We start from the raw sequence: 25,912 nt of genomic DNA on the forward strand, positions 1-25,912 counted from the left end.
AGGCTTATGCCGTCGTCGGAGCGCGCGCTCGCCCTGTCGGGACACCGCGAACGATGAGCAACGTGTTCGTGCGCGTCGCCATCGATCAGCCGATGTCCGTGCTCTTCGACTATCGCTATTCGCTGCCGATTCCGCCGGCGATCGGCGCGCTCGTGCAAGTGCCGTTCGGACGGCGCGATGTCGTCGGGCTGATCTGCGAGGTCGCAGCATCGAGCGACGTGCCCGCCGCGAAGCTGCGCGACGTCACCGGCATCTGCGACGCATGTCCGCCGTTGTCCGCGCAGTGGCTCGCGCTCGCGGCTTTCGCCGCCGACTACTATCAGCGCGGCCTCGGCGAAGTCGCGTTGCCCGCGTTGCCGCAAGCCTTGCGCGATGCGTCGCGCTGGGCGCGGCTCTTTGCTGTGGACGAGCATTTCCGGCTGCTTCCCGCTGGCCGCGCCGAGCTTCCCGACGCGTTGCCGCCTCGCGCGACCGCGCTGCGTCGTCTTGCCGAAGCGCTCGCGGCGCATCCATCGCTCGGCGTGTCGGATGCGCGCGCGCTGCATCCGAAGGCGTCCGCCACGTTCGACGACTGGCTCGCGCGCGGCTGGATCGAGCGCGCCGCGCCCGGCGACCACGCGCTTGCGCCCGAAACGTCGGCGCCGCCGACCGGCGCCGCGCTGCTGCCGCAACTGACCGACGAACAACGCGAAGCCGTTGATGCGATAGCCGCCGCGCGCGGCTTCGCGCCGTTCCTTCTGCACGGCGTCACCGGAAGCGGCAAGACCGAGGTCTATCTGCACACGCTGGCCGCGCTTCTCGCCGCACGAGCGAATGCGCAGGCGCTCGTTCTCGTGCCGGAAATCAACCTGACGCCGCAATTCGAGGCCGCGTTCCGCGCGCGCTTCGCGTCGCTCGCGCCGGGTTCCATCGTCACCATGCACAGCGGACTCGCGGAAGGCGAACGCGCGCGCAACTGGCTCGCCGCGCATACGGGCAGCGCGCGCATCGTGCTCGGCACGCGGCTCGCCATTCTTGCGTCGATGCCCGACCTCGCGATCATCGTCGTCGACGAGGAGCACGATCCCGCGTACAAGCAGCAGGAAGGCTTGCGCTACTCCGCGCGCGATCTGGCGGTTTATCGCGCGAAACAACTGGAGATTCCCGTCGTGCTGGGATCGGCGACGCCTTCGCTCGAAACGTGGTGGCAGGCCGAGCAGGGCCGCTACGCGCGGCTCACGCTCACGCGCCGCGCCGTCGCGGATGCCGCGCTGCCGAGCGTGCGGCTCATCGATCTCGAAGAGGAACGGCAGCGGGGCCGCGCGTCGGTGGAAGGCTTGTCGGGGCCGCTCATCGCCGCGCTGAAGTCGCGGCTGGAACACGGCGAACAGAGCCTCGTCTTCCTCAACCGGCGCGGTTACGCGCCGATCCTCTCCTGCGATGCCTGCGGCTGGGTCGCGGGCTGTCCGCGCTGCAGCGCCTATGCCGTGCTGCATAAGCCGGAGCGTGTGTTGCGGTGCCATCACTGCGGCTGGGAATCGCGGATTCCGAAAGCGTGTCCGGAGTGCGGCAACGTCGATATCGCGCCGATGGGACGCGGCACGCAGCGCGTCGAGGAAACGCTCGCGAGCGTGGTGCCGGGCGCGCGCGTGCTGCGCATCGACGCCGACAGCACGCGTCGCAAAGGCAGCGCGCAGGCGCTTTTTTCAAACGTGCACGCGGGCGAGGTCGATATTCTCGTCGGCACGCAGATGATCGCGAAGGGCCACGATTTCCGGCGCGTGACGCTCGTCGGCGTGCTCAACGCCGACACCGCGCTCTTCTCGCACGACTTCCGCGCGAGCGAACGGCTCTTCGCGCAACTCACGCAGGTCAGCGGGCGCGCGGGCCGCGCGGGGCTGCCGGGGGAAGTGCTGATTCAGACGCGCTATGCGCGTCACGCGCTGTATCTCGCTTTATCGCGACAGGACTACGTGGGTTTCGCGAACGCCACGCTTGCCGAGCGGCGCGACGCGCGCCTGCCGCCGTTCGTCTATCAGGCGATGCTGCGCGCCGAAGGCCGCACGCTCGAAGCGGCGATCGCGTTCCTGGAAGAAGCGGCGGCGGCCTTCGCGCCGTTGCACGGCGCCGAACGCGTGACCGTTTATGACGCGGTGCCGCTGACCATCGTGAAAGTGTTCAACGTGCACCGCGCGCAGCTGCTGCTCGAAAGCGGCTCGCGCGCGGCGCTGCAATCCGCGCTGCGTGCGTGGCAGCCGGTATTGCGCTCGCTCAAGGGCGTGTTGCGCTGGAACGTGGAAGTCGATCCGCTCGACGTTTGATTGCTCCGCCTCAGACTTCCGCGCGCGACGCCTTGCGCGCGGCCCGACGCGGCACGGCTTTGTCGCGGGTCTCTTCTGCGCGATCCGCCCGCGACGACGCGCCCCGCACGAACAACACGACGCAGACCGCGAACATCGCCCAGACCCCGCCAACCACCAACCATGTGTTCATGCTGTGTTTCTCCCCGTAGCGGCCATTAGCTCGCCGGACGGCGGGCATCGCCTTTATATCGGCTGCGCCGAGGCATTTACTTAGGGGTTGTCCCAAAAAACTTGAGTTAGGGAAATCACTAGGCGATTTCCGCCATCGGCCGGCCTTGGCCAAAATGCCGCGAAGCCTTACCGCATAAGCGTTCGGAGGCGGTGCAACCGTCCCGAAAAAGTCGGTTGCACCTTTTAAATCAGCGGGGTACGATTCGCCAACTTTTTGGTCTCTGGCCGGTAGGCACGACCGGCAAACGAAGGAAATATGGCGAGCACAACCCTTGGCGTCAAAGTCGACGATTTGCTGCGGTCCCGGCTGAAAGACGCCGCCACGCGACTCGAACGCACTCCTCACTGGCTCATCAAGCAGGCGATCTTCGCGTATCTGGAGCGCATCGAGCACGGCCAGCTTCCGCCGGAACTGTCGGGCGTGAACGGCTCGTCCGATCTGGCTGATGCCGCCGTCGACAGCGAAGAAGACGGCGCGCCGCATCCGTTTCTCGAATTCGCGCAGAACGTGCAGCCGCAATCGGTGCTGCGCGCGGCGATCACGGCGGCGTATCGCCGGCCGGAGCCGGAGTGCGTGCCGTTCCTGATCGGTCAGGCGCGTCTGCCGGCCATCGTCGCCGCGGAAACCGAAAAGCTCGCGACGAAGCTCGTCGAAACGCTGCGCGCGAAGAGCAAGGGCGGCGGCGTCGAGGGGCTGATCCACGAATTCTCGCTGTCGAGTCAGGAAGGCGTCGCGCTGATGTGCCTCGCCGAAGCGCTCTTGCGCATTCCCGACCGCGCCACGCGCGACGCGCTCATCCGCGACAAGATCAGCAAGGGCGACTGGCGCTCGCACATGGGGCAGGCGCCGTCGCTCTTCGTGAACGCGGCGACGTGGGGCCTCATGATTACCGGCAAGCTCGTCACGACGAACAGCGAAGCGGGATTGTCGTCGGCGCTCACGCGCATGATCGGCAAGGGCGGCGAGCCGCTGATCCGCAAGGGCGTCGATATGGCGATGCGTCTGATGGGCGAGCAGTTCGTCACCGGCGAGACCATCTCCGAAGCGCTTGCGAACAGCCGCAAGTTCGAGGCGCGCGGTTTTCGCTATTCCTACGACATGCTCGGCGAAGCCGCGACGACGGAAGAAGACGCGCAGCGCTACTACGCGTCCTACGAACAGGCGATTCACGCGATCGGCAAGGCGGCGGGCGGGCGCGGCATCTACGAAGGGCCGGGCATTTCCATCAAGCTGTCGGCGCTGCATCCGCGTTATTCGCGCTCGCAGCAGGAACGCGCAATGACCGAACTCCTGCCGCGCGTGCGCTCGCTCGCGCTGCTGGCGCGGCGCTATGACATCGGCCTCAATATCGACGCGGAAGAAGCCGACCGGCTCGAACTGTCGCTCGATCTGCTCGAAGCGCTTTGCTTCGACGCGGAACTCGCGGGCTGGAACGGCATCGGCTTCGTCGTGCAGGCGTATCAGAAGCGCTGCCCGTTCGTCATCGACTATCTGATCGATCTCGCGCGCCGCAGCCGTCATCGCGTGATGATCCGTCTCGTGAAGGGCGCGTACTGGGATTCCGAAATCAAGCGCGCGCAAGTCGACGGGCTGGAAGGCTATCCGGTCTACACGCGCAAGATTTATACGGACATCTCGTATCTCGCGTGCGCGAAGAAGCTGCTCGGCGCGCCCGATGCCGTCTATCCGCAATTCGCGACGCACAACGCGTACACGCTGTCGGCCATCTATCACCTCGCGGGCCAGAACTACTATCCCGGCCAGTACGAGTTTCAGTGTCTGCACGGCATGGGCGAGCCGCTCTACGAGGAAGTCACCGGCCGCGACAAGCTCAACCGTCCGTGCCGCGTCTACGCGCCGGTCGGCACGCACGAAACGCTGCTCGCGTATCTCGTGCGCCGTCTGCTCGAGAACGGCGCGAATACGTCGTTCGTGAATCGCATCGCGGACGAATCGATTCCGGTGAAGGATCTCGTGCAGGACCCGATCGACGAAGCATCGAAGATCGTTCCGCTCGGCGCGCCGCACGCGAAGATTCCGCTGCCGCGCCAGCTCTACGGCAACGAGCGCCTCAATTCGATGGGCCTCGATCTGTCCAACGAGCATCGGCTGGCGTCGCTGTCGTCGGCGCTGCTCGCGAGCGCGAATCATCCGTGGCGCGCGCAACCGATGCTCGAAGGCGGCGACCCGCACGACGGCGTCGCGCGCGACATCCGCAATCCGGCGGATCATCGCGATGTCGTCGGCACGGTGGTCGAAGCGTCGTCGCAACAAGTGAGCGCCGCGCTCGCGAACGCGGTGGCCGCCGCGCCGATCTGGCACGCGACGCCCGTGGAAGACCGCGCCGATTGCCTCGCGCGCGCCGCCGATCTGCTCGAAGCGCAGATGCACACGCTGATGGGTCTCGTCGTGCGCGAAGCGGGCAAGTCGCTGCCGAACGCGATCGCCGAAATTCGCGAAGCCGTCGATTTCCTGCGCTACTACGCCTCGCAGATTCGCGCGGAGTTCTCGAACGACACGCATCGCCCGCTCGGGCCGGTGGTCTGCATCAGTCCGTGGAATTTTCCGCTCGCCATCTTCATGGGCCAGGTCGCGGCGGCGCTCGCAGCGGGCAATCCGGTGCTCGCGAAGCCCGCCGAACAGACGCCGCTCATCGCCGCGCAAGCCGTGCGCATCCTGCGCGAAGCCGGCGTGCCGGCGGGCGCGGTGCAACTGCTGCCGGGCGACGGCGAAACCGTCGGCGCGGCGCTCGTCGCGGATGCGCGCACGCGCGCCGTGATGTTCACCGGCTCGACGGAAGTCGCGCGCCTCATCAACAAGACGTTGTCCGAGCGCCTCGATTCCGAAGGCCGCCCGATACCGCTGATTGCCGAAACCGGCGGCCAGAACGCGATGATCGTCGATTCGTCGGCGCTCGCGGAACAGGTCGTCGCGGACGTGATGCAGTCGTCGTTCGATTCGGCCGGTCAACGCTGTTCGGCGCTGCGCGTTCTCTGTCTTCAGGACGATGTCGCCGACCGCACGCTCGAAATGCTCACCGGCGCGATGAAGCAGCTTTCCGTCGGCAACCCGGACCGCCTTTCGGTGGACGTCGGCCCGGTCATCGACGCCGACGCGAAGCGCAGCATCGACGCGCACATCGCCTCGATGCGCGAGAAGGGCCGCAAGGTCGTGCAATTACCGCTGCCGGATGCCTGCGCGCAAGGCACGTTCGTGCCGCCGACGCTGATCGAGCTGGAAAGCATCGACGAACTGAAGCGCGAAGTGTTCGGGCCGGTGCTGCATGTGGTGCGTTATCGCCGTGCGTCTCTTGATAAACTCCTCGACCAAATTCGGTCGACCGGTTATGGGCTGACGCTCGGCATCCATACGCGCATCGACGAAACCATCGCGCATGTGATCTCGCGCGCGCACGTCGGCAACATTTACGTGAACCGCAACGTGATCGGCGCCGTGGTCGGCGTGCAGCCGTTCGGCGGCGAAGGCTTGTCGGGAACGGGTCCGAAGGCGGGCGGCGCGCTGTACTTGCAGCGTCTGCTCGCGAAGCGCCCGACCGGATTGCCGAAGTCGCTGGCGAGCACGCTCGTCGTCGACGAAACCGCATCGGCCGATACGCCCGCCGCCGCGCTCACCGCATTGCGCGACTGGGCCATCGGCGAGCGCGATCCGCAGACGGCCGCGCGTTGCGACGGCTATCTGCAGCATGTACTGGCGGGCGCGACCGCGGTGCTGTCCGGTCCGACCGGCGAGCGCAACACGTACACGCTGACGGCGCGCGGCACGGTGCTCTGCGTGGCATCGACGCCGAGCGGGGCGCGCGCGCAACTCGCCGCCGTGCTCGCGACGGGCAACAAGGCGCTCTTCGCGGGATCGGCGGGCGAGCAACTGGTGGCATCGCTGCCGGCGTCGTTGAAGGCGCATGCATCGGTGAGGAAAGATCCGGCAGCCGGCTTCGACGCCGTGCTGTTCGAGGGCGACAGCGATGAACTGTTGTCGCTCGTGAAGGAAGTCGCGAAACGCCCGGGGCCGATCGTATCGGTGCAGGGCGTCGCGGCGGGCACGTTCGCCGACGCTGGCCACGACGGCGAGGACTACGCGCTCGAACGTCTGCTGACGGAACGCTCGGTGAGCGTGAACACGGCGGCGGCGGGCGGCAATGCGAATTTGATGACGATCGGTTGAGACTTTTCGCAGCGCTCGGTTCAGACAAATTCGAAGAAACGGCAGCGGGCACGGCGAACCCGGCAACAAGCTGCCATCCACACCTGGTATTAGGAGAAGCTATGAAGCACACGATGACCAAGCTGGCAGCCGCCATGACGCTCGCCGGCCTGTCGTTCGCGGGGACCGCATTCGCACAGCAGGCAGAAGACGTGAAGATCGGCTTTGCCGGCCCGATGACCGGCGCGCAGGCGCACTACGGCAAGGACTTCCAGAACGGCATCACGCTCGCCGTCGAGGATTTCAATGCGACGAAGCCCGTGATCGGCGGCAAGCCGGTTCACATCGTGCTGGATTCGGCGGACGACCAGGCCGACCCGCGCACCGGCACGACCGTCGCGCAAAAGCTCGTGGACGACGGCATCAAGGGCATGCTCGGCCACTTCAACTCGGGCACGACCATTCCGGCATCGCGCATCTACGCGAACGCGGGCATCCCCGAGATCGCGATGGCGACCGCGCCCGAATACACGACGCAAGGCTTCAAGACCGCGTTCCGCATGATGACGTCCGACACGCAGCAAGGCTCGGTCGCGGGCGAGTTCGCGGTGAAGAACCTCAAGGTGAAGAAGATCGCCATCGTCGATGACCGCACGGCCTACGGCCAGGGTCTCGCCGACCAGTTCGAGAAGGCGGCGAAGGCGGCGGGCGGCACCATCGTCGATCGCGAATTCACGAACGATAAGGCTGTCGACTTCAAAGCGATTCTGACCAAGATCAAGTCGATGAACCCGGACCTCGTGTACTACGGCGGCGCCGATTCGCAAGCCGCGCCGATGGCCAAGCAGATGAAGACGCTCGGCTTCCGCGCGCCGCTGATGGCGGGCGAAATGGTGAAGACCGACACGTTCATCAAGATCGCGGGTGACGCGGCGGACGGCACGGTGGCATCGCTCGCCGGCCTGCCGATGAACGAAATGCCGGGCGGCGCGGCTTACGAAGCGAAATACAAGAAGCGCTTCAACGAAGACGTCGAGACGTACTCGCCGTATGCCTACGACGGCGCAATGGCGATGTTCGCCGCAATGAAGGCGGCCAACTCGACGGACCCGGCCAAGTACCTGCCGTTCCTCGCGAAGACCGACATGCAGGGCGTGACCGCCAAGCACCTCGCGTATGACGCGAAGGGCGACCTGAAGAACGGCGGCATCACGCTGTACAAGGTCGTTGGCGGCAAGTGGACGACGCTGCAGAGCGTGGGCGGCAAGTAAGCGCGTTTGACTCGGTAGGAATAAAGCCCCGCGGCTCACGTCGCGGGGCTTTTGTTTTTCTACCGCTTGCCTTGCGCGCGAATCTGTTCGAGCGTCGCAGCGGGCGTGCTCTGATCCTGCGGAACGCGAATCTCGATCACGGCGGGCAAGCCCGATTCCACCGCGCGCTCGAACGCCGGCATGAACTGCTCGGTGGTGTCGACGCGCTCGCCGTGCGCCCCGAACGCGCGCGCATACGCGACGAAATCCGGATTCGTGAGCCCGGTCCCATGCACGCGATTCGGATAGTGCCGCTCCTGATGCATGCGGATCGTGCCGTACTGCGCGTTGTTCACGACCACGAAAATCACCGCGAGCCCGTACTGCATCGCCGTGGCCATCTCGTGGCTCGCCATCATGAAGCAGCCGTCGCCCGCGAACGCGATCACCGTGCGATCTGGATACAGCGACTTCGCCGCGATCGCCGCAGGCACGCCATAGCCCATCGCGCCGCTCGTCGGCGCGACCTGCGAGCGGAAGTGCCGATACGAATAGTGCCGATGCAGCCACGTCGCGTAATTGCCCGCGCCGTTCGTGAGAATCGCGTCGGCGGGCAGGCGCTCGGCGAGCGTGCGCATGATCTCGCCCAACTGGACGTCGCCGAGCATCGGCTTCGGCTTGCGCCATTCCAGATAGGCGGCGTGCGCGGCTTGCGCTGAACCGGCCCACGCAATCTCCGCGGGCGGTTCTAGCACGGCGAGCATCGCGGCGATTTCCGGCATGCCCGAGACGATCGGCAAGTCCGCGCTGTAGACGCGCCCGAGTTCCTCCGCGCCCTGATGAATGTGGATGAGCGTCTGCTTCGTCTTCGGGATGTCGAGCAGCGTGTAGCCGCCCGTCGTCGATTCGCCCATGCGCGGGCCGAGCACGAAAAGCACGTCGGCGTCGCGCACGCGCGCGGCGAGCGCCGGATTGATGCCGAGTCCGACATCGCCCGCGTAGTTCGGATGCTCGTTGTCGAGCGTGTCCTGAAAGCGGAACGCGCAGCCCGCCGGGAGCTGCCAGCGTTCGATGAATCGCGCGAAGTCCTGCGTCGCGTCCTGCGTCCAGCCGCTGCCGCCCGCGATCACGAACGGCTTCTTCGCGCTGGCGAGCAGATCGCGCAGCCGTTCCATCTGCGCGGGTGCGGGCGCTGCCGCGACGCGCTGATAATGCGGCGCCGGTGGCACGGCGTCGCAGGCTTCGGTCAGCATGTCTTCGGGCAGCGCGAGCACGACCGGGCCGGGCCGCCCGGCCATCGCGACATGAAACGCGTGACTCATGTACTCGGGCACGCGGCGCGGATCGTCGATCTGCGCGACCCACTTCGCCATCTGCCCGAACATGCGGCGATAGTCGATTTCCTGAAACGCCTCGCGATCCATGTGGTCGCGCGCGCATTGGCCGATGAGCAGGATCATCGGCGTCGAATCCTGATACGCCGTGTGCACGCCGATGGACGCGTGCGTCGCGCCCGGCCCGCGCGTCACGATCGCGACGCCCGGACGCCCGGTCAGCTTGCCGACCGCCTCGGCCATGTTCGCCGCGCCCGCTTCGTGGCGGCAGACGATCGTCTGGATCTGCGCGGTTTCGTCGTGCAGCGAATCGAGCACGGCGAGAAAGCTCTCGCCCGGCACACAGAACACGCGCTCGACGCCGTGATGAACGAGCGCGTCGACGACGAGACGCGCGCCGGTGGTCTTGCTGGAAGCTGCGAGGGAAACATCGGACGTCATGCGGATAAGTCTCCTGTTCAGTTCCGGGCGATGCCGGACGTTGCGCGATAGCCCCACAGCTTACGCCGCCGCGCGCGCGGCTGATAAGCGGAATCTTTTCCCGCGCGGACCTCGCCACCGGCATCCGCAAGCGGGCGAAGCGAGTCCATCAGTCGAAATACCCCTCTTTCCCACCCTTTATCCAGCGATAGGCGAAACGCCTTCTTCGCAATAATGGCTTCACTGAAAAGCGGACACGTCGAAAGACCGGCGGCGTTCGCCTCGCAAAGATCGCAGTCTCATACCTCATCGGGGGCAAGTTTGAACATTCGTAAATTCATCGGCGCAAACAGCCGCGACGCACTGCGACAGGTTCGTGAAGTCCTCGGTCCCGATGCCGTCGTGCTGTCCAACCGCACGCTCGATGACGGTTCGGTGGAGATCGTGAGCGTCGCCGACAGCGACCTCGCCTCGATTTCGCCGAACGCGCAGGAACAGGCCGCGCCCGCGACGTTCCCCAGCGCGACGCCGCGCGCCGCGCTCGCGCAAGCTGCGGCAGCCGCAGCCGCGAAGCAGTCGGCCGCCAATCCGTATGCAAGCGGCGACGTGTTCTCGTCGGTCTTCGGCGCGAACACCGACGCAGACGCCGACGATTTCCAAGCGGAATCGCACGCCGACGAAACGCCGCGCACGATGGCCGAATCGAATCCGTGGCTGATCCAGCATGCGCGGCGCGTGGCGGAGCAGGCCGCGCTGCCGTCGAACCGTCCGCTGACGGCGTCCGCCGCGATCGCGCGCGGACTCGGCGTGCCGGTGCCGCCGAAAGCGTCGTCGCCGAAGAACGCGGGCGCGAAGGCATCGCGCGAGAACGCGCAGCCGAAGATCGATACGCCCGAGTGGGCGCGTGAAGCCGCGCAAGTTGCCGCGCGCCGCGCCGCGCAGCACATCAACGCAAGCGCGCCGGAAGCCGTTGAGCGCGCCGATGCATCGCCGGAAAAAGCATTCGACGCGCTGCCCGCGAACGCCGCCGCCGTCGTCACCGAAGCGATCCGTGCGCGCATGGAGCAAGTCGTCAACGAAACGGTGATGAACGAACTCTCGTCGATGCGCGAGATGATGGAAGAGCAGTTCTCCGGTCTCATGTGGGGCGAGCGCCAGCGCCGCAATCCGGGCAACGCCGCGCTGACCAAGCGCCTCTTTGCCGCGGGCTTCTCGGCGCAACTCGTGCGCATGGTCGTCGACAACATGCCGGAAATGGAAAGCGCCGAGCACGCGCTGGAATGGGTGCAGGAAGTTCTTTCAGCGAATCTGCCGGTGATGGCGAGCGAAGACGCGCTGATGGAACGCGGCGGCGTCTTCGCGCTGATGGGCCCGACGGGCGTCGGCAAGACGACGACCACGGCGAAGCTCGCCGCGCGCTGCGTGATGCGCTTCGGCGCAAGCAAGGTCGCGCTGCTCACGACCGACAGCTACCGGATCGGCGCGCATGAGCAACTGCGCATTTTCGGAAAGATTCTCGGCGTCTCGGTCCACGCGGTGAAAGACGCCGCCGACCTGCAGCTCGCGCTTTCGGAGCTGCGCAACAAGCACATCGTGCTGATCGACACCATCGGCATGAGCCAGCGCGATCGCATGGTGTCCGACCAGATTTCGATGCTCTGCGGCGCGGGTCAGCCGGTTCAGCGCCTGCTGCTGCTCAACGCGACGAGCCACGGCGACACGCTCAACGAAGTCGTGCAGGCCTACAAGAGCGCCGCCGACCAGCCGCCGCTCGCGGGCTGCATCCTCACGAAGCTCGACGAAGCGACCAATCTCGGCGGCGTGCTCGACACGGTGATCCGCTACAAGCTGCCGGTGCATTACGTATCGACCGGACAGAAGGTGCCGGAGAACCTGTACGTCGCGACGAAGCGTTTTCTCATCAAGAGCGCGTTCTGCATTCCGCGCGACGGTTCGCCGTTCGTGCCGCAGGACGACGAAGTGCCGGCTCTGCTTTCCGCATTGTCCGCGCGTGCCACCACCGAACTGCATGAGGTCCGCTTTGGATAAGTTCGTGCTCGATCAGGCTGAAGGCCTGCGACGGCTGCTGACGCGCGCCGGTTCGCGCGTGGTCGCGGTCGCGGGCGGACCGGCGGGCATTGGCTGCACGTCGGCGGTGGTGAATCTCGGCGCGGCGCTCGCCGTGCATGGCAAGGACGTGCTCGTGATCGACGAGCGGCAGAACGTGGCATCGGCTGCGCGCATGGCGGGCTTGTCCGGCGCGGGCGCTTTCGCGGCGGTGATGTCGGGCCGCCAGAGCGTGCAGGAAGCGGTGACGCGCACGCCGTTCGGCTTCTCGATGATCGCCGCGCCGCGCGACGAGCGCATCAGCCACGACGCCGCGCAGTGCCGCGCGTTACTCGACGGCCCCGCGGACATCGTGCTGATCGATACGCAGCTCGACCGGCATGGCGCGCTCTCGTCGCTCGCGGCGCAGGCGCATGACTTTCTCATCGTGACGCGCGCGGCCGCGTCGGCGATCACCGAGGCGTATGCGTGCATCAAGCGTCTGCACTACGCGCATGGGATCGGCCAGTTCCGCGTGCTCGTCAATCACGTACAGAACCCGGCCGATGCGGCGGTCGCGTTCGACAACCTCTCGAGTGTCGCGAGCCGGTATCTGGCCGTGTCGCTCGTGCAGGCAGGATATGTGTCCGAGGATGCGCGCGTCACTCGGGCAAGGGAGCTGTCGCGCTCGGCGGTGGAAGCGTTCCCGGCTACGGCCGCGGCGCGCGACTACCGGCAGATCGCGGCCGAACTCCTGCATTGGCCGATGCGTCCCGCGCCGCATGCGCGCGAGACGCGCCTGGCCAGCGACGCGCGGTTTTCGGCAGGCGAGTCTGAGCAGGGCGGGCGGGAGGCGTTGCGCATGGCGCATGCGCTTTCCGGTCATGCATTGAGCAGCACGGCGTCGATGTGACAAAGACTAAGGTGACCCAGATGTACAACGCCCAAGGCAAACTCTCGCAATCCGACGTGCTTACGCGCTATGCGCCGCTCGTTCGCAGATTGGGACTTCAGCTCGTCGCCAAGATGCCGGCGAGCGTCGATCTCGACGATCTCATCCAGGCGGGCATGATCGGTCTGATGGACGCGGCGAGCCGCTACAAGGAAGATCAGGGCGCGCAGTTCGAGACGTACGCGAGCCAGCGCATTCGCGGCGCGATGCTCGACGAACTTCGCGCGAACGACTGGCTGCCGCGCAGCATGCGCAAGACATCGCGCGAGGTGGAAAGCGCGGTGCACAAGGTCGAGCAGAATCTCGGGCGCTCGGCAAGCGAAACCGAGATCGCCGAGCACATGAAGTTGCCGCTCGACGAGTATCAGTCGATGCTGCAGGACCTGCATGGCAGCCAGCTCATCTACTACGAAGACTTCGATCGCTCCGCCGACGACGAGCCGTTCCTCGACCGCTATTGCGTCGATCGTTCGGACCCGCTGTCCGCGCTGCTCGACGACAGCCTGCGCGGTGCGCTGATCGAAGCCATCGACAAGCTGCCGGAACGCGAGAAGCTCCTGATGAGCCTCTACTACGAACGCGGCCTGAACCTGCGCGAAATCGGCGCGGTGATGGAAGTGAGCGAATCGCGCGTGTGCCAGTTGCACAGCCAGGCGGTCGCGCGGCTGCGCACGAAGCTGCGCGAGCAGGCGTGGACGGGCGTGGAGGCGTAAGCGCGCGAGCGCGCGCCTAGTTCGCCTCGAAGTCGCGCGCTTCGGCGAACACCGTCTTGCCAATGCCGAGACGCTTCGCGCGATACATCGCGCGGTCGGCGGCGCGCAGCACGGCGCTCATGTCGGCGCGGCCCGCTTGCGCCGCGCTCGACAGCATGCACGCGCCGATGCTCGCCGACACCGACACCTGCCGTTCCTGCACCGACGTGATCGATGCGAGCGCCGCGTGAATGCCTTCGGTGATCGAAAGAACCGCGTCGCGGTCGCGCACGCGATGCGCGAGCACGACGAACTCGTCGCCGCCGAGCCGCGCGACGGCGTCGCTCGCGTGCGTGCGCCGCGCGAGCAGTTGCGCGAATTGCTGCAACAGCATGTCGCCGACGGCGTGGCCGTAGGTATCGTTGACTTCCTTGAAGCCGTCGAGATCGATGAGCAAGAGCGCGGTGTCCGCCACCGATGCAGCCATCGCCCGGTCGACGATCCGCTTGAGCGCATAGCGGTTCGCGAGTCCGGTGAGCGGATCGGTGGATGCCTGACGCGCTAGATCGCGGTTGGCGCTGCCGAGCCTGTCGACGAGCACGCCCAGGTACACCGACGCGGCGATGGCGCTGAGCGCCAGCCCGAGCGCCGCGGGCCGGTTCGCGCGCCACCACGGCTGCCAGAGCGCGAGCGCCACGATGACGGCGATTGCCGTCGCGCACGACACCGCGAGCGTGCGCTTCCCGTAGCGGCAACCCGATCCGATCAGAAACCAGAAAACGACCCACAGCAGCGGCAAGGCGCTTGCGCCGCCAGCGGCGAGGGCTGCGCCGAGGAGCGCCTGATCCGCGATCGTCGTGACGACGAGGCGCGTCTGCGAAGGCGAACTCGCGCGATTCACGACGAGCAGCGTCAGCGCGCCATAGCACGCGTAGAGCGCGACGATGCGCGCGACCATCGACGCATCGCGCGATGGGAAAAGCCACGCGTAGCAACAGTACGCGATGAGCACGCACGCGCCGAGAACCACGCGAAGGGTGGCCTGCTCACGTTCCGGATGTCGATGCTGCGCCCACGCGAAAGCATAGGCCCGGCGTTCTGGCGGGTGCGCGTGCTCCATGATGATCCCCTGGTCTTCGTCGCGTGGCGTCGCGTGGGTTGAGTGCGCGCGCTGTGTTTTGTGCTTGTTTTGCCCCGTTGCGATGCTGGGGTATTTTGCAGGTTTTTGGGGTGGGGTGTGGTGGGGGCGTGCGGTAATGCGTCGGGGCCGGCGGGAGGACGAAACGTCGCGAGATGCGTAAGGATGGATGATATTGGCGCGCCCGGCTGGGATCGAACCAGCAACCCCTGCCTTCGGAGGGCAGTACTCTATCCATTGAGCTACGGGCGCTTCGGCGGGAGCCTTGCGTGTAGGGTGCCAGAAGGCGGCCGCAAGACCCATGCGAATCCGAGAGAATACCCGGTTTCCATGAATCCGTCCATCGCGCGGGGCGGAAGCGGCCTTTCGCACGCCGACGCAATCGCCGCGCGATGCGGGTAAACGCCCGTTTGCACGCGCACGAGCGCCAGCGCCTTCCGTTAAACGTTCCGTCTATAATCGACCGTGCCTTCCAGCAGGCGACGCACAACGCAAAGCTGTCACTGAACCGACTCACCTAAAAAAACGGGAGACGAGACAAGCATGAGCGAAGCACCCCACGGAGCCCCGATCAAGACCCCCGGCCAACTCATCGCGGCGGTGATCGCGGGATTCGGCATTCCCGTCGCCATCATCGTTCTGCTCGCGGTTTACGTCGACAACACGACGCGCACCGGCGCAGGCACCAATCTCGACGCATCCATCGAACAGAGAATCGCACCGGCCGCGCAAGTCGATATCCGCGATGCCAACGCGCCGCGCGTCTACAAGACCGGCGAGGAAGTGTTCAAGGCCGTCTGCTCCGCATGTCACGCAACCGGCACCGCCGGCGCGCCCAAGTTCGGCGATTCAGGCGCATGGGCGCCGCGCATCAGCGAAGGTTACGACACGCTCCTGCACAACGCGCTCAACGGCAAGGGCGCGATGCCGCCGCGCGGCGGCACCAGCCCCGACGACTACAGCGACTTCGAAATCGCGCGCGCCGTCGTCTATATGGCGAACAACGGCGGCGCCAAGTTCGACGAGCCCGCGCAACCCGCGCCGGGCGCGGCGGCTACATCGGCCGGATCGGCAGCATCGGCGCCAGCGGCCGCTTCGGGCGCGAACGAGAACGCGCAGGCCGCAGCCGCCGTCGCCGCGCTGGCCTCCGTGCCGCAGACGGCATCGGCTCCGGCGGCGGGCGCGCAAAGCGCCGATGCGTCGCAGGCCGGCAAGGCGCTCTACGAGCAGGTCTGTCAGGCGTGCCACGCGGCGGGCGTGCTCAATGCGCCGAAGTTCGGCGACAAGGCCGCCTGGGCGCCGCGCCTCAAGGACCCGATGGACACCGTCTACAACTACGCGCTGCACGGCAAGGGCGCGATGCCGCCGAAGGGCGGATCGAACGCGCCGGACGCGGATGTGAAGGCGGCCGTCGACTACATGGTGAATGCGTCGAAGTAAGCGAACGCGGCGAAGGCTTCAGTTCTTCTGCAGCATCGCCTTCAGCATCGCCATGCGGTCCTTCGGCGAAAGCGGCTTCTCTTCTTCGGTGGGCGGCGGGGCATCGTCGAGCAGCATCTCGGGGATGAACCGCGACGGCTCGCACACCACCGTCTCCCGCGCGCGCTTGCGCTTCTTGCACCAGTTCAGATGCAGGCTGCGCTGCGCGCGCGTGATCGCGACGTACATCAGGCGGCGCTCTTCCTCGATGCGCGAATCGTCGATCGGCGCGTCGCCGTCCGAGCCGCCGCGATGCGGCATGATGCCTTCCTCGACGCCCACGAGAAACACATGCGGATATTCCAGGCCCTTCGACGCGTGCACCGTCGAAAGCCGCACCGCGTCCGGGTCTTCGTCCTTGCCTTCGAGCATCGACATCAGCGCGACGGTCTGAATCAGCCCGAGCAGATTCTTGCCTTCGCCGGCCAAACCGTCGGCGGTGTCGAAACCCGTCTGCTCGGCTTCCGGCGCCGCTTCGGGCTTCGTGCCCTTGCGCTTGAGCCATTCGAGAAACTCCAGCACGTTCTGCCATTTCGACTGCGCCTGCCGCTCGTCGAAGGCATCGTAGAGATAGGCCTCGTAGTGGATGGCTTCCATCATGTCGTCGAGGACTTCGGTCGCCGGATCGCGCGCGGCGCGGTCCGATAGCCGGCGAATCCACTCGCAGAACGTGCGCAGCGGCTCTACCTGACGCGCCGACAGCCGCGCCTCGATGCCGCCCATGAACACCGCTTCGAACAGCGACACCTTCGCCGCGCCCGCGAACGCGCCGAGCGCTTCGAGCGTCGTGTTGCCGACGCCGCGCCGGGGCGTCGTGATCGCGCGGATGAAGGCGGGATCGTCGTCGGGATTCGCGATCAGGCGCAAATACGCGATCAGGTCCTTGATCTCGGCGCGGTCGAAGAACGACTGCCCGCCCGAGAGCACATATGGAATGCGTTCGCGCCGCAGCACCTGCTCGAAGATGCGCGCCTGAAAATTGCCGCGATACAGGATGGCGTAGTCGCGAAACGCCGCGCGCCGCTCGAACTTGTGCGCCGAGAGGCGAAAGACGACGGATTCGGCTTCGTGCTCTTCGTCGTTGCAGCCGGTGACCGTGATCGTGTCGCCCATGCCGTGCTCGGACCACAGCTTCTTCTCGAAGAGCTTCGGATTGTTCGCGATGACGTTGTTCGCCGCCGTCAGAATTCGCACCGTCGAGCGATAGTTCTGCTCCAGCTTCACGACGTGCAGCTTCGGGAAGTCCTTGCCGAGCTGCGCGAGGTTTTCGAGCGTCGCGCCGCGCCAGCCGTAGATGGCCTGATCGTCGTCGCCGACCGCCGTGAACGCCGCGCGCGGGCCGGCGAGCAGCTTGAGCAATTCGTACTGGCAGGCGTTCGTGTCCTGATATTCGTCGATCAGCAGATAACGCAGGCGGTTCTGCCACTTCTCGCGCACCGGCTCGTTTTCCGCGAAGAGCTGCGCGGGGCGCAGGATCAGATCGTCGAAATCGAGCGCCTGATACGCGTGCAGCGTCGCCGCATAGCTCCGGTAGACGATCGCGGCCTGATGCTCGTCCTCGTTGCTCGCGAGCACGGCGGCGTGATCGGGCGAGACCATCGCGTTCTTCCACAGCGAGATGATCGACTGGATCTTGCGGATGAGGCCCTTGTCGGTCGTGCCGAGCTGCTCCTGGACCATGCCGAAGCAGTCGTCGGAATCCATGATGGAAAACTGCGGCTTCAGGCCGACGTGTTCCGCTTCCTGCCGCATGATCTGCACGCCGAGCGAGTGGAACGTGCAGATGGTCAACTGATTGACCGGCACTTTGCGGCCTTCCTTGCCGGGCGTGGTGAGCGTCTTGCCTTCCAGCAGCTTCGCGGTGCGCTCGCGCATTTCGAGCGCGGCCTTGTTCGTGAACGTGAGCGCGGCGATGTGCTTCGGCTCGAAACCCTTTCCTTCGATCAGATGCGCGATCTTCTGCGTGATGACGCGCGTCTTGCCGCTGCCCGCGCCGGCGAGCACGAGACAGGGACCATCGAGATAGCGCACGGCTTCGCTTTGCGCGGCGTTGAGACCTGCGGGCATCGTTTCGGATTCTGGAAAGTGAGGCGGGCGGCGCACGGCAAAGAGCGACGCCGCTGATTGAACTGCGAGAACCGCCGCGCAACTCGTTGAAAGCGCGACAAATTCGAGAGCGCGATGTTAACACGATAGCGCGCGGCGGGTTTTGGCCCCCGTTCGTTTTCCGGTGGCGGCAACGGGGCGCCATGCCACAATATCCGACCGATCCACGACAAGATGATGCCCACAATGAGTTCAGCACTGAAAGTCGGCCTGATGGGTTACGGTCTCGCCGGCGCGACGTTCCACGCGCCCGTCATCGAGCATTGCGGGCGGGCCGAAGTCGCGGCCATCGCGACGAGCCAGGCCGAGCGCGCGCAGGCCGATTACCCGGACGCGCGAATCGTCGCCGACTTCGATGCGCTCATTGCGCTCGACGACATTGCGTGCATCGTGATCGCCACGCCGAACGACACGCATTTCGAGCTTGCGCAACGCTCGCTCGCGGCGGGCAAGCACGTCGTCGTCGACAAGCCCGTGACGCTTTCCGCCCGCGATGCGCGCGCGCTCGCCGATCTCGCCGCCCAACGCGGGCTGCTGTTCGCGCCGTTCCACAACCGTCGCTGGGACGGCGACTTCCTGACGGTGCGTGCGCTGATCGAAAGTGGGCGGCTCGGGCGCATCACGCATTACGAATCGCACTTCGACCGCTTTCGTCCGAAAGTGCCGCAGCGCTGGCGCGAGGAAGCGTCGCGCGGCGGTGGCCTGCTGTTCGATCTCGGGCCGCATCTGATCGATCAGGCGCTCACGCTCTTCGGCGCGCCGCAGACGGTGACGGCGTTCGTGAAGGCGCATCGCGACCACGCGCACGCGCCGGACTACGTGCATCTCGTGCTCGGTTATGACGACAAGCAAGTGGTCCTGCACGCGAGCGCGCTCGCCGCGCTGGAACCGCCGCGATTCGCGATTCACGGCACGCGCGGCAGTTATGTGAAGACCGGGCTCGACGTGCAGGAAGATCAGTTGCGCTCGGGCATGCGGCCGGGCAACGCGGAATTCGGCAAGAATCCGCCGGGATTGCTGCGCGAAGTCGATGGCGATCACGACCTGCGGCATCAATTCGCGACCCGCGACGGCGCGTATGTGGAGTTTTATCGGGCGCTGGCGGCGTCGGTGCTGGACGGCAAGCCGTTTCCGGTGACGCCGCAGGATGCGGTCGATGTGATGACGGTCATCGAGCTGGCGATGGAAAGCGAGCGCGAGCAGCGGGCGGTGGCGTTCGTGCGGCGCTGAGGCTATCGCCGGTTGACGTTCCCCGACGTCGTGCTCACCTTTCCAGCGATATCGCAGCAGTTCACGTTGCCCGACACGACCGAGACATCGCCTACCTGTCCGTGCACCGCGAGCCGTTCGCAGCTTTCTGCCTGAATCGACTCGACGTTGCCGTGAATTTCGATCGTCACGCGCGGCGCGTCGCCGGTGCCGACGTCCTCGCCGTCGACTGTCACGCGGTTGCCGCGGACGGTGACGCGCTCGCCGGTCACTGTCCGGCCGTTGATCGTAATGGATGCCATTCGGGCGTTCACTTCGAAAGTAAGATCAGCATCGAGTCTAGGTGAACGCGCGAGCGCACAATCCCGATTCGGGTAAAAAATTCACGCAACCACGCAGTGAAAAAGCCCGCGATCAGCCGCGTCCGAATCCGTTTGACAACCCAATTTCCGTCGCGTAAATTCTGCCGCACGCGTCGGGAGAGCGCGTGGCCGTCGTCGTTCGCAAGACACCGAAAGCCGCGCCGCCGAAGGGGCACACCCGCAAACTCTCAGGCAAAAGGACCGGCCGCGTCGAGGAAAAATTTCCTCGCACTCTGGAGAGCGGCAGCGGTTTCATCGTCGATGAAGCCAGTTGCCCACCGAAGGGGCGCGCGATGGGCAGCGAGCACACGCTCGAAAGTCCGCGCAATCTCTCAGGTACCGAGGACAGAGGGGTCACGCATCGCAACCGCATCGCGCCATGCGCTTTGCCAGCCGCATCGGGCGGCGAGCAAAACGGCATGCCGAAGGCGAACGGCGCTGCGTGGCCTTTTTTGTTTCGCGAACCGAGGCCCCGATGACCGAACTCCAACACACGCCCCTGCATGCCGCTCACCTCGCGCTCAACGCGCGCATGGTCGATTTCGGCGGCTGGGACATGCCCGTCAACTACGGTTCGCAGATCGACGAACATCGCGCCGTGCGCACCGACGCCGGCATGTTCGACGTCTCGCACATGCGCGTCGTCGATTTCGAGGGCGAGGCCGTCCGCGAATTCTTTCGCTACGCGATCGCCAATAACGTCGACAAGCTGACGACGCCGGGCCGCGCGCTCTACTCGTGCCTGCTGAAGAGCGACGGCGGCGTCATCGACGATCTCATCGTCTACTACTTCTCCGAAACGAGCTTTCGCGCCGTCGTCAATGCGAGCACGGCGGACAAGGACATCGCGTGGTTCGGCCAGTTGAACGCCGAAGGGCAGTTCAATCTCGCGATCACGCCGCGGCGCGACCTCGGCATCATCGCCGTGCAAGGTCCGAAGGCGCGCGAGAAGGTCTGGCAAGTGCTGCCGGATACGCGCGCCGACACCGAAGCGATCAAGCCGTTCAACGCGGTCAGATTCCCGTCCACCGGCTACGGCGAACTGATGCTCGCGCGCACCGGCTACACGGGCGAAGACGGCTTCGAGATCGTCGTTCCGGCGACGCACGTCGATGCGCTGTGGAACGCGCTGCTCGGCGCGGGCGTCAAGCCGGCGGGTCTGGGCGCGCGCGACACGCTGCGGCTCGAAGCCGGCATGAACCTGTACGGTCAGGACATGGACGAAACCGTCTCGCCGCTCGACGCCGGCCTTGCGTGGACCGTCGATCTCAAAACGCCGCGCGATTTCGTCGGACGCGCGGCGCTGGAAGCGCACGGCTCGAAGGCGAACTTCGTCGGGCTCGTGCTCATCAAGGAAAACGGGCGCGCGGGCGGCGTGCTGCGGGCGCACCAGAAAGTCGTCACGCCGCAGGGCGACGGCGAGATCACGAGCGGCACGTTCTCCCCGTCGATGCAGGAATCGATCGCGTTCGCCCGCGTCCCGACAGGCGTCGCGCCGGGCGATACGGTGCAGGTCGTCATCCGCGACAAGCAGGTTCCCGCGCGCGTGGTAAAACTTCCGTTCGTGCGCAACGGCAAGGTGCTCGTCGAAATCTGAGCGCTGTCGCGCGCGTCTGTCGAAGTCAAAACCTCACGAACGAAACGAACACGCAAGGAGCATCCAATGAGCATCCCGGCCGATCTGAAATACACCGAATCGCACGAATGGGTTCGCACGGAATCCGACGGCACGCTGACCGTCGGCATTACCGATCACGCGCAGGAAGCGCTCGGCGACATCGTGTTCGTCGAATTGCCGGCGGCGGGCAAGTCGGTCGCGGCGGGCGACGCCATCGCGGTCATCGAATCGGTGAAGGCGGCGTCCGACATCTACGCGCCGGTCTCCGGCGAAATCGTCGAAGCCAACGACGCGCTCGCTTCGTCGCCGGATCAGGTGAACGGCGCGCCGTATGAAAGCTGGCTCTTCAAGATCAAGCCCGCGAGCGACGCGGGCCTCGAGAAGCTGCTCGACGCCGAAGGCTACGGCAACGCGATCGGCGAATAATCTCTCTCATCGACGGGAGCGTTTCGCCGACCGAACCGCTCTCGCAGGAATTCACATGAAGCTCGAAACCCCGGATCGTCTGATGAACCGCACTTCCCTGTCTCTCGCCGCGCTCGAATGCCACAATGCGTTCGCCGGCCGGCACATCGGTCCCGACGAGGCCGACCAGCGCGCGATGCTCGAAGCGCTCGGCTTTGCGTCGCGCGCGGCGTTCATCGACGCGGTCATTCCCGACGCGATCCGCCGCAAGGAGACGCTGCCGCTCGGCGCATTCACGCAGCCGAGAAGCGAAGCCGAAGCGCTCGCGGCGCTGCGCAAGCTCGCGGACGAGAATCTGGTGTTTCGAACCTTCATCGGCCAGGGTTATTACGGCACGCATACGCCGGCCGTAATCCTGCGCAACGTGCTGGAAAATCCGGCGTGGTACACGGCGTACACGCCGTATCAGCCGGAAATTTCGCAAGGGCGCCTCGAGGCGCTCCTGAACTTCCAGCAAATGGTGACGGACCTGACCGGCCTCGCGATGGCGAACGCATCGCTGCTCGACGAAGCCACCGCCGCCGCCGAAGCCATGACGCTCTTGCAGCGCGTCGGCAAGCCGAAGAGCAACGTGTTCTTCGTCGCGGACGACGTCCTGCCGCAAACCATCGAAGTCGTGAAGACGCGCGCGAAGCCCGCGGGCATCGAAGTGAAAGTCGGCCCCGCCGCCGATGCCGCCAGCGCCAACGCGTTCGGCGTGCTGCTGCAATATCCGGGCGCGAATGGCGACGTGCGCGATTACCGCGCGCTCGCCGAAGCGGTTCACGCGGCGGGCGGCCACGTCGTCGCGGCGGCGGACCTGCTCGCGCTCACGCTCATCACGCCGCCCGGCGAATGGGGCGCGGACGTGGCGATCGGCAATACGCAGCGTTTCGGCGTGCCGGTCGGCTTCGGCGGCCCGCACGCGGCGTACATGGCCGTGCGCGACGAATTCAAGCGCCAGATGCCGGGGCGTCTCGTCGGCGTGACCGTCGATGCGCAAGGCAATACCGCGCTGCGTCTCGCGCTGCAGACGCGCGAGCAGCACATTCGCCGCGAGAAGGCGACATCGAATGTCTGCACGGCGCAGGCGCTGCTCGCGATCATGGCGAGCATGTACGCGGTCTATCACGGTCCGCACGGTCTCAAGGCCATCGCGCTGCGCGTGAATCGCGTGGCGTCGGTTTTCGCGGCGGGCGTCGCGAAGCTCGGCTATCGCGTCGCGAACCAAACGTTCTTCGACACGGTCACGATCGAAAGCGGCGCGAACACCACGGCGCTGCATCAGGCCGCTTATGCCGCGCGCATCAATCTGCGGCATGTGAGCGCGACGCGCATCGGCGTATCGCTCGACGAAACCACCACGCGCGACGATCTCACGAAGCTCTTCGCGCTCTTCGCGGAAGTCGCGGGCAAGACGGAAACGTTCGATATCGACGCGCTCGACGCGTCCCTGACCGACCCGATTCCCGACGCGTCGAAGCGCGAAAGCGGCTATCTCACGCATCCGGTGTTCAACCGCCACCATTCCGAACATGAAATGCTGCGCTATCTGCGCAGCCTCGCGGACAAGGACCTCGCGCTCGACCGCACCATGATTCCGCTCGGCTCCTGCACGATGAAGCTCAACGCGACATCGGAAATGCTGCCGGTGACGTGGCCCGAGTTCGCGCAGATCCACCCGTTCGCGCCTGCCGAGCAAACGGTGGGCTATCGCACGATGATCGATCAGCTCGAACAGATGCTCGTCGCGTGCACGGGTTACGCCGCCGTTTCACTGCAGCCGAACGCCGGATCGCAAGGCGAGTACGCGGGCTTGCTCATCATCCACGCGTATCACGAGTCGCGCGGCGAAGGGCATCGCAATGTGTGTCTGATTCCGGCGTCCGCGCACGGCACGAATCCGGCTTCGGCGCAGATGGCGGGCATGCAGGTCGTGGTCGTCGCGTGCGATGCGAACGGCAACGTCGATATCGAAGACCTGAAGGCGAAGGCCGCGAAGCATTCGGCGAATCTCGCGGCGATCATGATTACGTATCCGTCCACGCACGGCGTGTTCGAGCGCAACGTGCGCGAGATTTGCGAGATCGTGCATGCGCATGGCGGGCAGGTTTATGTCGATGGCGCGAACATGAACGCGATGGTCGGTCTGTGCGCGCCCGGCCAGTTCGGCGGCGATGTCTCGCACCTGAATCTGCACAAGACGTTCTGCATTCCGCACGGCGGCGGCGGGCCGGGCGTGGGTCCGGTCGCGGTCGGCGCGCATCTGGCGAAGTTCCTGCCGAATCAGACGTCCACCGGCTATAAACGCGATGAGGCCGGCATCGGCGCGGTGTCGTCGGCGCCGTATGGGTCGGCAGCGATCCTGCCGATTTCGTGGATGTATATCGCGATGATGGGCGCGAGCGGGCTCACCGCCGCCACCGAAAGCGCGATTCTCGCCGCGAACTACGTCGCGAAGCGTCTCGCGCCGCATTTTCCGGTGCTGTACAGCGGACCGGGCGGGCTCGTCGCGCACGAATGCATTCTCGATGTCCGGCCGATCAAGGAAGCGAGCGGCATTTCGGTGGAAGACATGGCGAAGCGCCTGATCGACTACGGCTTTCACGCGCCGACGATGAGCTTCCCGGTGCCCGGCACGCTGATGGTCGAGCCGACGGAATCGGAGTCGAAGGAAGAGCTGGACCGCTTCATCGACGCGATGATCGCCATTCGCAACGAGATTCGCGCTGTCGAAGAGGGCCGCGCGGACCGCGAGGACAACGTGCTGAAGAACGCGCCGCACACGGCCGCTGCCGTCACCGCCGACGCGTGGAATCACGCTTACACGCGCGAAGCGGCGGCGTATCCGGTGAAGTCGCTCGTCGCGCGCAAGTACTGGTCGCCGGTTGGCCGCGCCGACAACGCGTATGGCGACCGCAACCTGATGTGCTCGTGCGTGCCGGTCTCCGAGTACGCCGACGCCTGAGGCACGGCGCGAAGCACCGCCCGCAAGCGTAAAGCATTGTCGGGCGGTTTCGCGGCGGCACGCCAAGCGGCTAACATCTCACCCCGGACGAAAGCCAATCAGGGAGTGCGTATGGCGCCGAAGGTGAACGAGACGAGCCGATTGACGACACGCGCGAGCTTCACGCTGTACACGCTCTGCGCGCTGATGCTGACCGCGAGCGCCGCGCACGCCGCGATGAACTTCTGCGCCGCGCCCGCCATGCAGACGAGCGAGCGCACCAACGCCGACCCCGGCGTGAAGGCGCTGGTGAACGCGGTGCAGTCGCACGTCGACGATCGGCCCAGGCCGCGCGTCACGCTGCATACGGAAGGCACGCTGCCGCACGAAGGCATCCGCGATGAAAGCATCGAGGCGGAGAAGGATCTCGACCTCATGCGCGACGCCGCGCTCGCCTGGCGCGCCACGGGCAACGAACGTTATTTGCACCTCGTCGATCGCTTTCTGCTCGCGTGGACGACCACGTACAGGCCGAGCTTCAATCCGATCGACGAGACGAACTTCGAATCGCTGATCCTCGCCTACGACCTGACCGCGAGCGCGCTGCCTGTCAAGACGCGCAACGCGGCGAACGCGTTCATCGGGAAGATGGTCAACGGTTACGTCGCGGATATCGACAAGCAGCCGCGTCCGCTCAAGGGCACGTACCGGAACAACTGGCAGAGCCACCGCGTGAAGCTGATCGCGATGGGCGCGTTCACCATCGACGATCGCAAGCTCATCAACGCGGCGCAGCGGCTCTTCGTCGAGCATATCGGCGACAACATCGCACCGGACGGCGCGACCGTCGATTTCGCCGAGCGCGACGCGCTGCACTACGTCACTTACGACCTTCAGCCGCTCGTGACGGCGGCGCTCGCCGCGCGCCGGCACAACCGCAACTGGCTGCGCGAACGCGCGCCGTCGGGCGCAAAGCTCGCCGATGCGCTCGACTGGCTCACGCCTTACGCGCTCGGAGCGAAAATGCACGACGAGTTCGTGCATTCGAGCGTCGCTTTCGACGCGAAGCGCCGCGAGGCGGGCTTGCCGGGCTTCACAGGTCAGTGGGAGCCGAAAAACGCGGCGGAATTGTTTCATCTGGCGGCGCGTCTCGACGGTCGATACGCGCCGGTGGCATTGCGTCTCGCGCCGACGCCGCCCGCGTGGCTCGCGGTGTGTCTGCCGTTGGCGGCGCGGTAAC

The 25,912-nt window shown here is 66.1% G+C and carries 17 protein-coding genes, 1 tRNA gene and 2 riboswitches; of the genes, 12 read left to right on the forward strand and 6 right to left on the reverse strand.

Annotated features, from left to right (window positions below; translation table 11 throughout):
- Positions 1-53 precede the first annotated feature (53 nt).
- Complete coding sequence (locus LDZ27_RS00640) at positions 54-2,300, forward strand: primosomal protein N' (protein ID WP_244814873.1); 2,247 nt, start codon at positions 54-56, stop codon at positions 2,298-2,300.
- 10 nt (positions 2,301-2,310) lie between these two features.
- Here the strand turns inward: LDZ27_RS00640 and LDZ27_RS00645 are convergent, their stop codons facing one another.
- Positions 2,311-2,472 (reverse strand): hypothetical protein, encoded by a 162-nt coding sequence (locus LDZ27_RS00645; protein WP_244814874.1) that lies wholly within the window; start codon positions 2,470-2,472, stop codon positions 2,311-2,313.
- Between the two features lie 297 nt (positions 2,473-2,769).
- Here LDZ27_RS00645 and putA point away from each other — a divergent pair, with 297 nt between their 5' ends.
- Both putA and LDZ27_RS00655 read left to right on the forward strand, forming a co-directional pair.
- Positions 2,770-6,696 carry a trifunctional transcriptional regulator/proline dehydrogenase/L-glutamate gamma-semialdehyde dehydrogenase gene (gene putA, locus LDZ27_RS00650; protein WP_244814875.1) on the forward strand — a complete coding sequence of 1,309 codons (3,927 nt, stop codon included), beginning with the start codon at positions 2,770-2,772 and terminating at the stop codon, positions 6,694-6,696.
- Positions 6,697-6,797: 101 nt separating this feature from the next.
- A complete protein-coding gene (locus tag LDZ27_RS00655; protein ID WP_244814876.1) occupies positions 6,798-7,946 on the forward strand; it encodes a branched-chain amino acid ABC transporter substrate-binding protein in 1,149 nt (382 codons plus the stop codon).
- Positions 7,947-8,005: 59 nt separating this feature from the next.
- On the opposite strand, the gene LDZ27_RS00660 is transcribed toward LDZ27_RS00655, so the two are convergent.
- Complete coding sequence (locus LDZ27_RS00660; RefSeq protein ID WP_244814877.1) at positions 8,006-9,700, reverse strand: thiamine pyrophosphate-binding protein; 1,695 nt, start codon at positions 9,698-9,700, stop codon at positions 8,006-8,008.
- 300 nt (positions 9,701-10,000) lie between these two features.
- Here LDZ27_RS00660 and flhF point away from each other — a divergent pair, with 300 nt between their 5' ends.
- The 3 genes from flhF to LDZ27_RS00675 are packed head-to-tail and all read left to right on the forward strand — an operon-like array spanning position 10,001 to position 13,390.
- Complete coding sequence (gene flhF, locus LDZ27_RS00665; RefSeq protein ID WP_244814878.1) at positions 10,001-11,728, forward strand: flagellar biosynthesis protein FlhF; 1,728 nt, start codon at positions 10,001-10,003, stop codon at positions 11,726-11,728.
- Positions 11,721-12,638 carry a MinD/ParA family protein gene (locus tag LDZ27_RS00670; protein WP_244814879.1) on the forward strand — a complete coding sequence of 306 codons (918 nt, stop codon included), beginning with the start codon at positions 11,721-11,723 and terminating at the stop codon, positions 12,636-12,638. Before flhF ends, LDZ27_RS00670 begins: the two co-directional genes overlap by 8 nt.
- Positions 12,639-12,658: 20 nt before the next feature.
- A complete protein-coding gene (locus LDZ27_RS00675) occupies positions 12,659-13,390 on the forward strand; it encodes an RNA polymerase sigma factor FliA (protein WP_244814880.1) in 732 nt (243 codons plus the stop codon).
- A 16-nt stretch (positions 13,391-13,406) separates the two neighbouring features.
- On the opposite strand, the gene LDZ27_RS00680 is transcribed toward LDZ27_RS00675, so the two are convergent.
- Positions 13,407-14,489 (reverse strand): GGDEF domain-containing protein, encoded by a 1,083-nt coding sequence (locus tag LDZ27_RS00680; protein WP_244814881.1) that lies wholly within the window; start codon positions 14,487-14,489, stop codon positions 13,407-13,409.
- Between the two features lie 194 nt (positions 14,490-14,683).
- A tRNA-Arg gene (locus LDZ27_RS00685) sits at positions 14,684-14,759 on the reverse strand.
- A gap of 291 nt (positions 14,760-15,050) precedes the next feature.
- Here LDZ27_RS00685 and LDZ27_RS00690 point away from each other — a divergent pair.
- Positions 15,051-15,947, forward strand: coding sequence for a cytochrome c5 family protein (locus tag LDZ27_RS00690; protein WP_244814882.1), 897 nt, complete (start codon positions 15,051-15,053; stop codon positions 15,945-15,947).
- An 18-nt stretch (positions 15,948-15,965) separates the two neighbouring features.
- Here the strand turns inward: LDZ27_RS00690 and LDZ27_RS00695 are convergent, their stop codons facing one another.
- The gene (locus LDZ27_RS00695; protein ID WP_244814883.1) at positions 15,966-18,053 is read right to left on the reverse strand and encodes a UvrD-helicase domain-containing protein; all 2,088 of its coding nucleotides are present in this window, start codon (positions 18,051-18,053) and stop codon (positions 15,966-15,968) included.
- A gap of 225 nt (positions 18,054-18,278) precedes the next feature.
- Here LDZ27_RS00695 and LDZ27_RS00700 point away from each other — a divergent pair, with 225 nt between their 5' ends.
- Complete coding sequence (locus tag LDZ27_RS00700; RefSeq protein ID WP_244814884.1) at positions 18,279-19,322, forward strand: oxidoreductase; 1,044 nt, start codon at positions 18,279-18,281, stop codon at positions 19,320-19,322.
- Between the two features lie 2 nt (positions 19,323-19,324).
- Here the strand turns inward: LDZ27_RS00700 and LDZ27_RS00705 are convergent, their stop codons facing one another.
- Positions 19,325-19,603: a hypothetical protein gene (locus LDZ27_RS00705; RefSeq protein WP_244814885.1), complete on the reverse strand. Its 279-nt coding sequence runs from the start codon at positions 19,601-19,603 to the stop codon at positions 19,325-19,327.
- Between the two features lie 164 nt (positions 19,604-19,767).
- Positions 19,768-19,878: riboswitch (glycine riboswitch) on the forward strand.
- An 8-nt stretch (positions 19,879-19,886) separates the two neighbouring features.
- Positions 19,887-20,022: riboswitch (glycine riboswitch) on the forward strand.
- A 116-nt stretch (positions 20,023-20,138) separates the two neighbouring features.
- Between LDZ27_RS00705 and gcvT the strand changes: the two genes are divergently transcribed.
- The 4 genes from gcvT to LDZ27_RS00725 all read left to right on the forward strand — a co-directional run bounded on the left by gcvT (position 20,139) and on the right by LDZ27_RS00725 (position 25,911).
- Positions 20,139-21,260 carry a glycine cleavage system aminomethyltransferase GcvT gene (gene gcvT, locus LDZ27_RS00710; RefSeq protein ID WP_244814886.1) on the forward strand — a complete coding sequence of 374 codons (1,122 nt, stop codon included), beginning with the start codon at positions 20,139-20,141 and terminating at the stop codon, positions 21,258-21,260.
- Positions 21,261-21,326: 66 nt separating this feature from the next.
- Positions 21,327-21,707, forward strand: a complete 381-nt coding sequence (gene gcvH, locus LDZ27_RS00715) for a glycine cleavage system protein GcvH (RefSeq protein WP_244814887.1) — start codon at positions 21,327-21,329, stop codon at positions 21,705-21,707.
- A gap of 55 nt (positions 21,708-21,762) precedes the next feature.
- Positions 21,763-24,693 carry an aminomethyl-transferring glycine dehydrogenase gene (gene gcvP, locus LDZ27_RS00720; RefSeq protein WP_244814888.1) on the forward strand — a complete coding sequence of 977 codons (2,931 nt, stop codon included), beginning with the start codon at positions 21,763-21,765 and terminating at the stop codon, positions 24,691-24,693.
- Positions 24,694-24,879: 186 nt separating this feature from the next.
- The gene (locus LDZ27_RS00725; protein WP_244816002.1) at positions 24,880-25,911 is read left to right on the forward strand and encodes an alginate lyase family protein; all 1,032 of its coding nucleotides are present in this window, start codon (positions 24,880-24,882) and stop codon (positions 25,909-25,911) included.
- Position 25,912 lies beyond the last annotated feature (1 nt).

Origin of the sequence: Caballeronia sp. Lep1P3 (assembly GCF_022879595.1) — a bacterium.
Lineage (GTDB): Bacteria > Pseudomonadota > Gammaproteobacteria > Burkholderiales > Burkholderiaceae > Caballeronia.

Excerpts from the sequence above, each read along its gene's own strand:
- gcvT (WP_244814886.1), top strand. The coding sequence starts at position 20,139 with ATGACCGAACTCCAACACACGCCCCTGCATGCCGCTCACCTCGCGCTC.
- LDZ27_RS00680 (WP_244814881.1), bottom strand. The coding sequence starts at position 14,489 with ATGGAGCACGCGCACCCGCCAGAACGCCGGGCCTATGCTTTCGCGTGG.
- LDZ27_RS00705 (WP_244814885.1), bottom strand. The coding sequence starts at position 19,603 with ATGGCATCCATTACGATCAACGGCCGGACAGTGACCGGCGAGCGCGTC.
- LDZ27_RS00675 (WP_244814880.1), top strand. The coding sequence starts at position 12,659 with ATGTACAACGCCCAAGGCAAACTCTCGCAATCCGACGTGCTTACGCGC.
- LDZ27_RS00695 (WP_244814883.1), bottom strand. The coding sequence starts at position 18,053 with ATGCCCGCAGGTCTCAACGCCGCGCAAAGCGAAGCCGTGCGCTATCTC.
- gcvH (WP_244814887.1), top strand. The coding sequence starts at position 21,327 with ATGAGCATCCCGGCCGATCTGAAATACACCGAATCGCACGAATGGGTT.
- LDZ27_RS00640 (WP_244814873.1), top strand. The coding sequence starts at position 54 with ATGAGCAACGTGTTCGTGCGCGTCGCCATCGATCAGCCGATGTCCGTG.
- LDZ27_RS00660 (WP_244814877.1), bottom strand. The coding sequence starts at position 9,700 with ATGACGTCCGATGTTTCCCTCGCAGCTTCCAGCAAGACCACCGGCGCG.
- LDZ27_RS00655 (WP_244814876.1), top strand. The coding sequence starts at position 6,798 with ATGAAGCACACGATGACCAAGCTGGCAGCCGCCATGACGCTCGCCGGC.
- LDZ27_RS00700 (WP_244814884.1), top strand. The coding sequence starts at position 18,279 with ATGAGTTCAGCACTGAAAGTCGGCCTGATGGGTTACGGTCTCGCCGGC.
- LDZ27_RS00645 (WP_244814874.1), bottom strand. The coding sequence starts at position 2,472 with ATGAACACATGGTTGGTGGTTGGCGGGGTCTGGGCGATGTTCGCGGTC.
- LDZ27_RS00725 (WP_244816002.1), top strand. The coding sequence starts at position 24,880 with ATGCTGACCGCGAGCGCCGCGCACGCCGCGATGAACTTCTGCGCCGCG.
- putA (WP_244814875.1), top strand. The coding sequence starts at position 2,770 with ATGGCGAGCACAACCCTTGGCGTCAAAGTCGACGATTTGCTGCGGTCC.
- LDZ27_RS00690 (WP_244814882.1), top strand. The coding sequence starts at position 15,051 with ATGAGCGAAGCACCCCACGGAGCCCCGATCAAGACCCCCGGCCAACTC.
- gcvP (WP_244814888.1), top strand. The coding sequence starts at position 21,763 with ATGAAGCTCGAAACCCCGGATCGTCTGATGAACCGCACTTCCCTGTCT.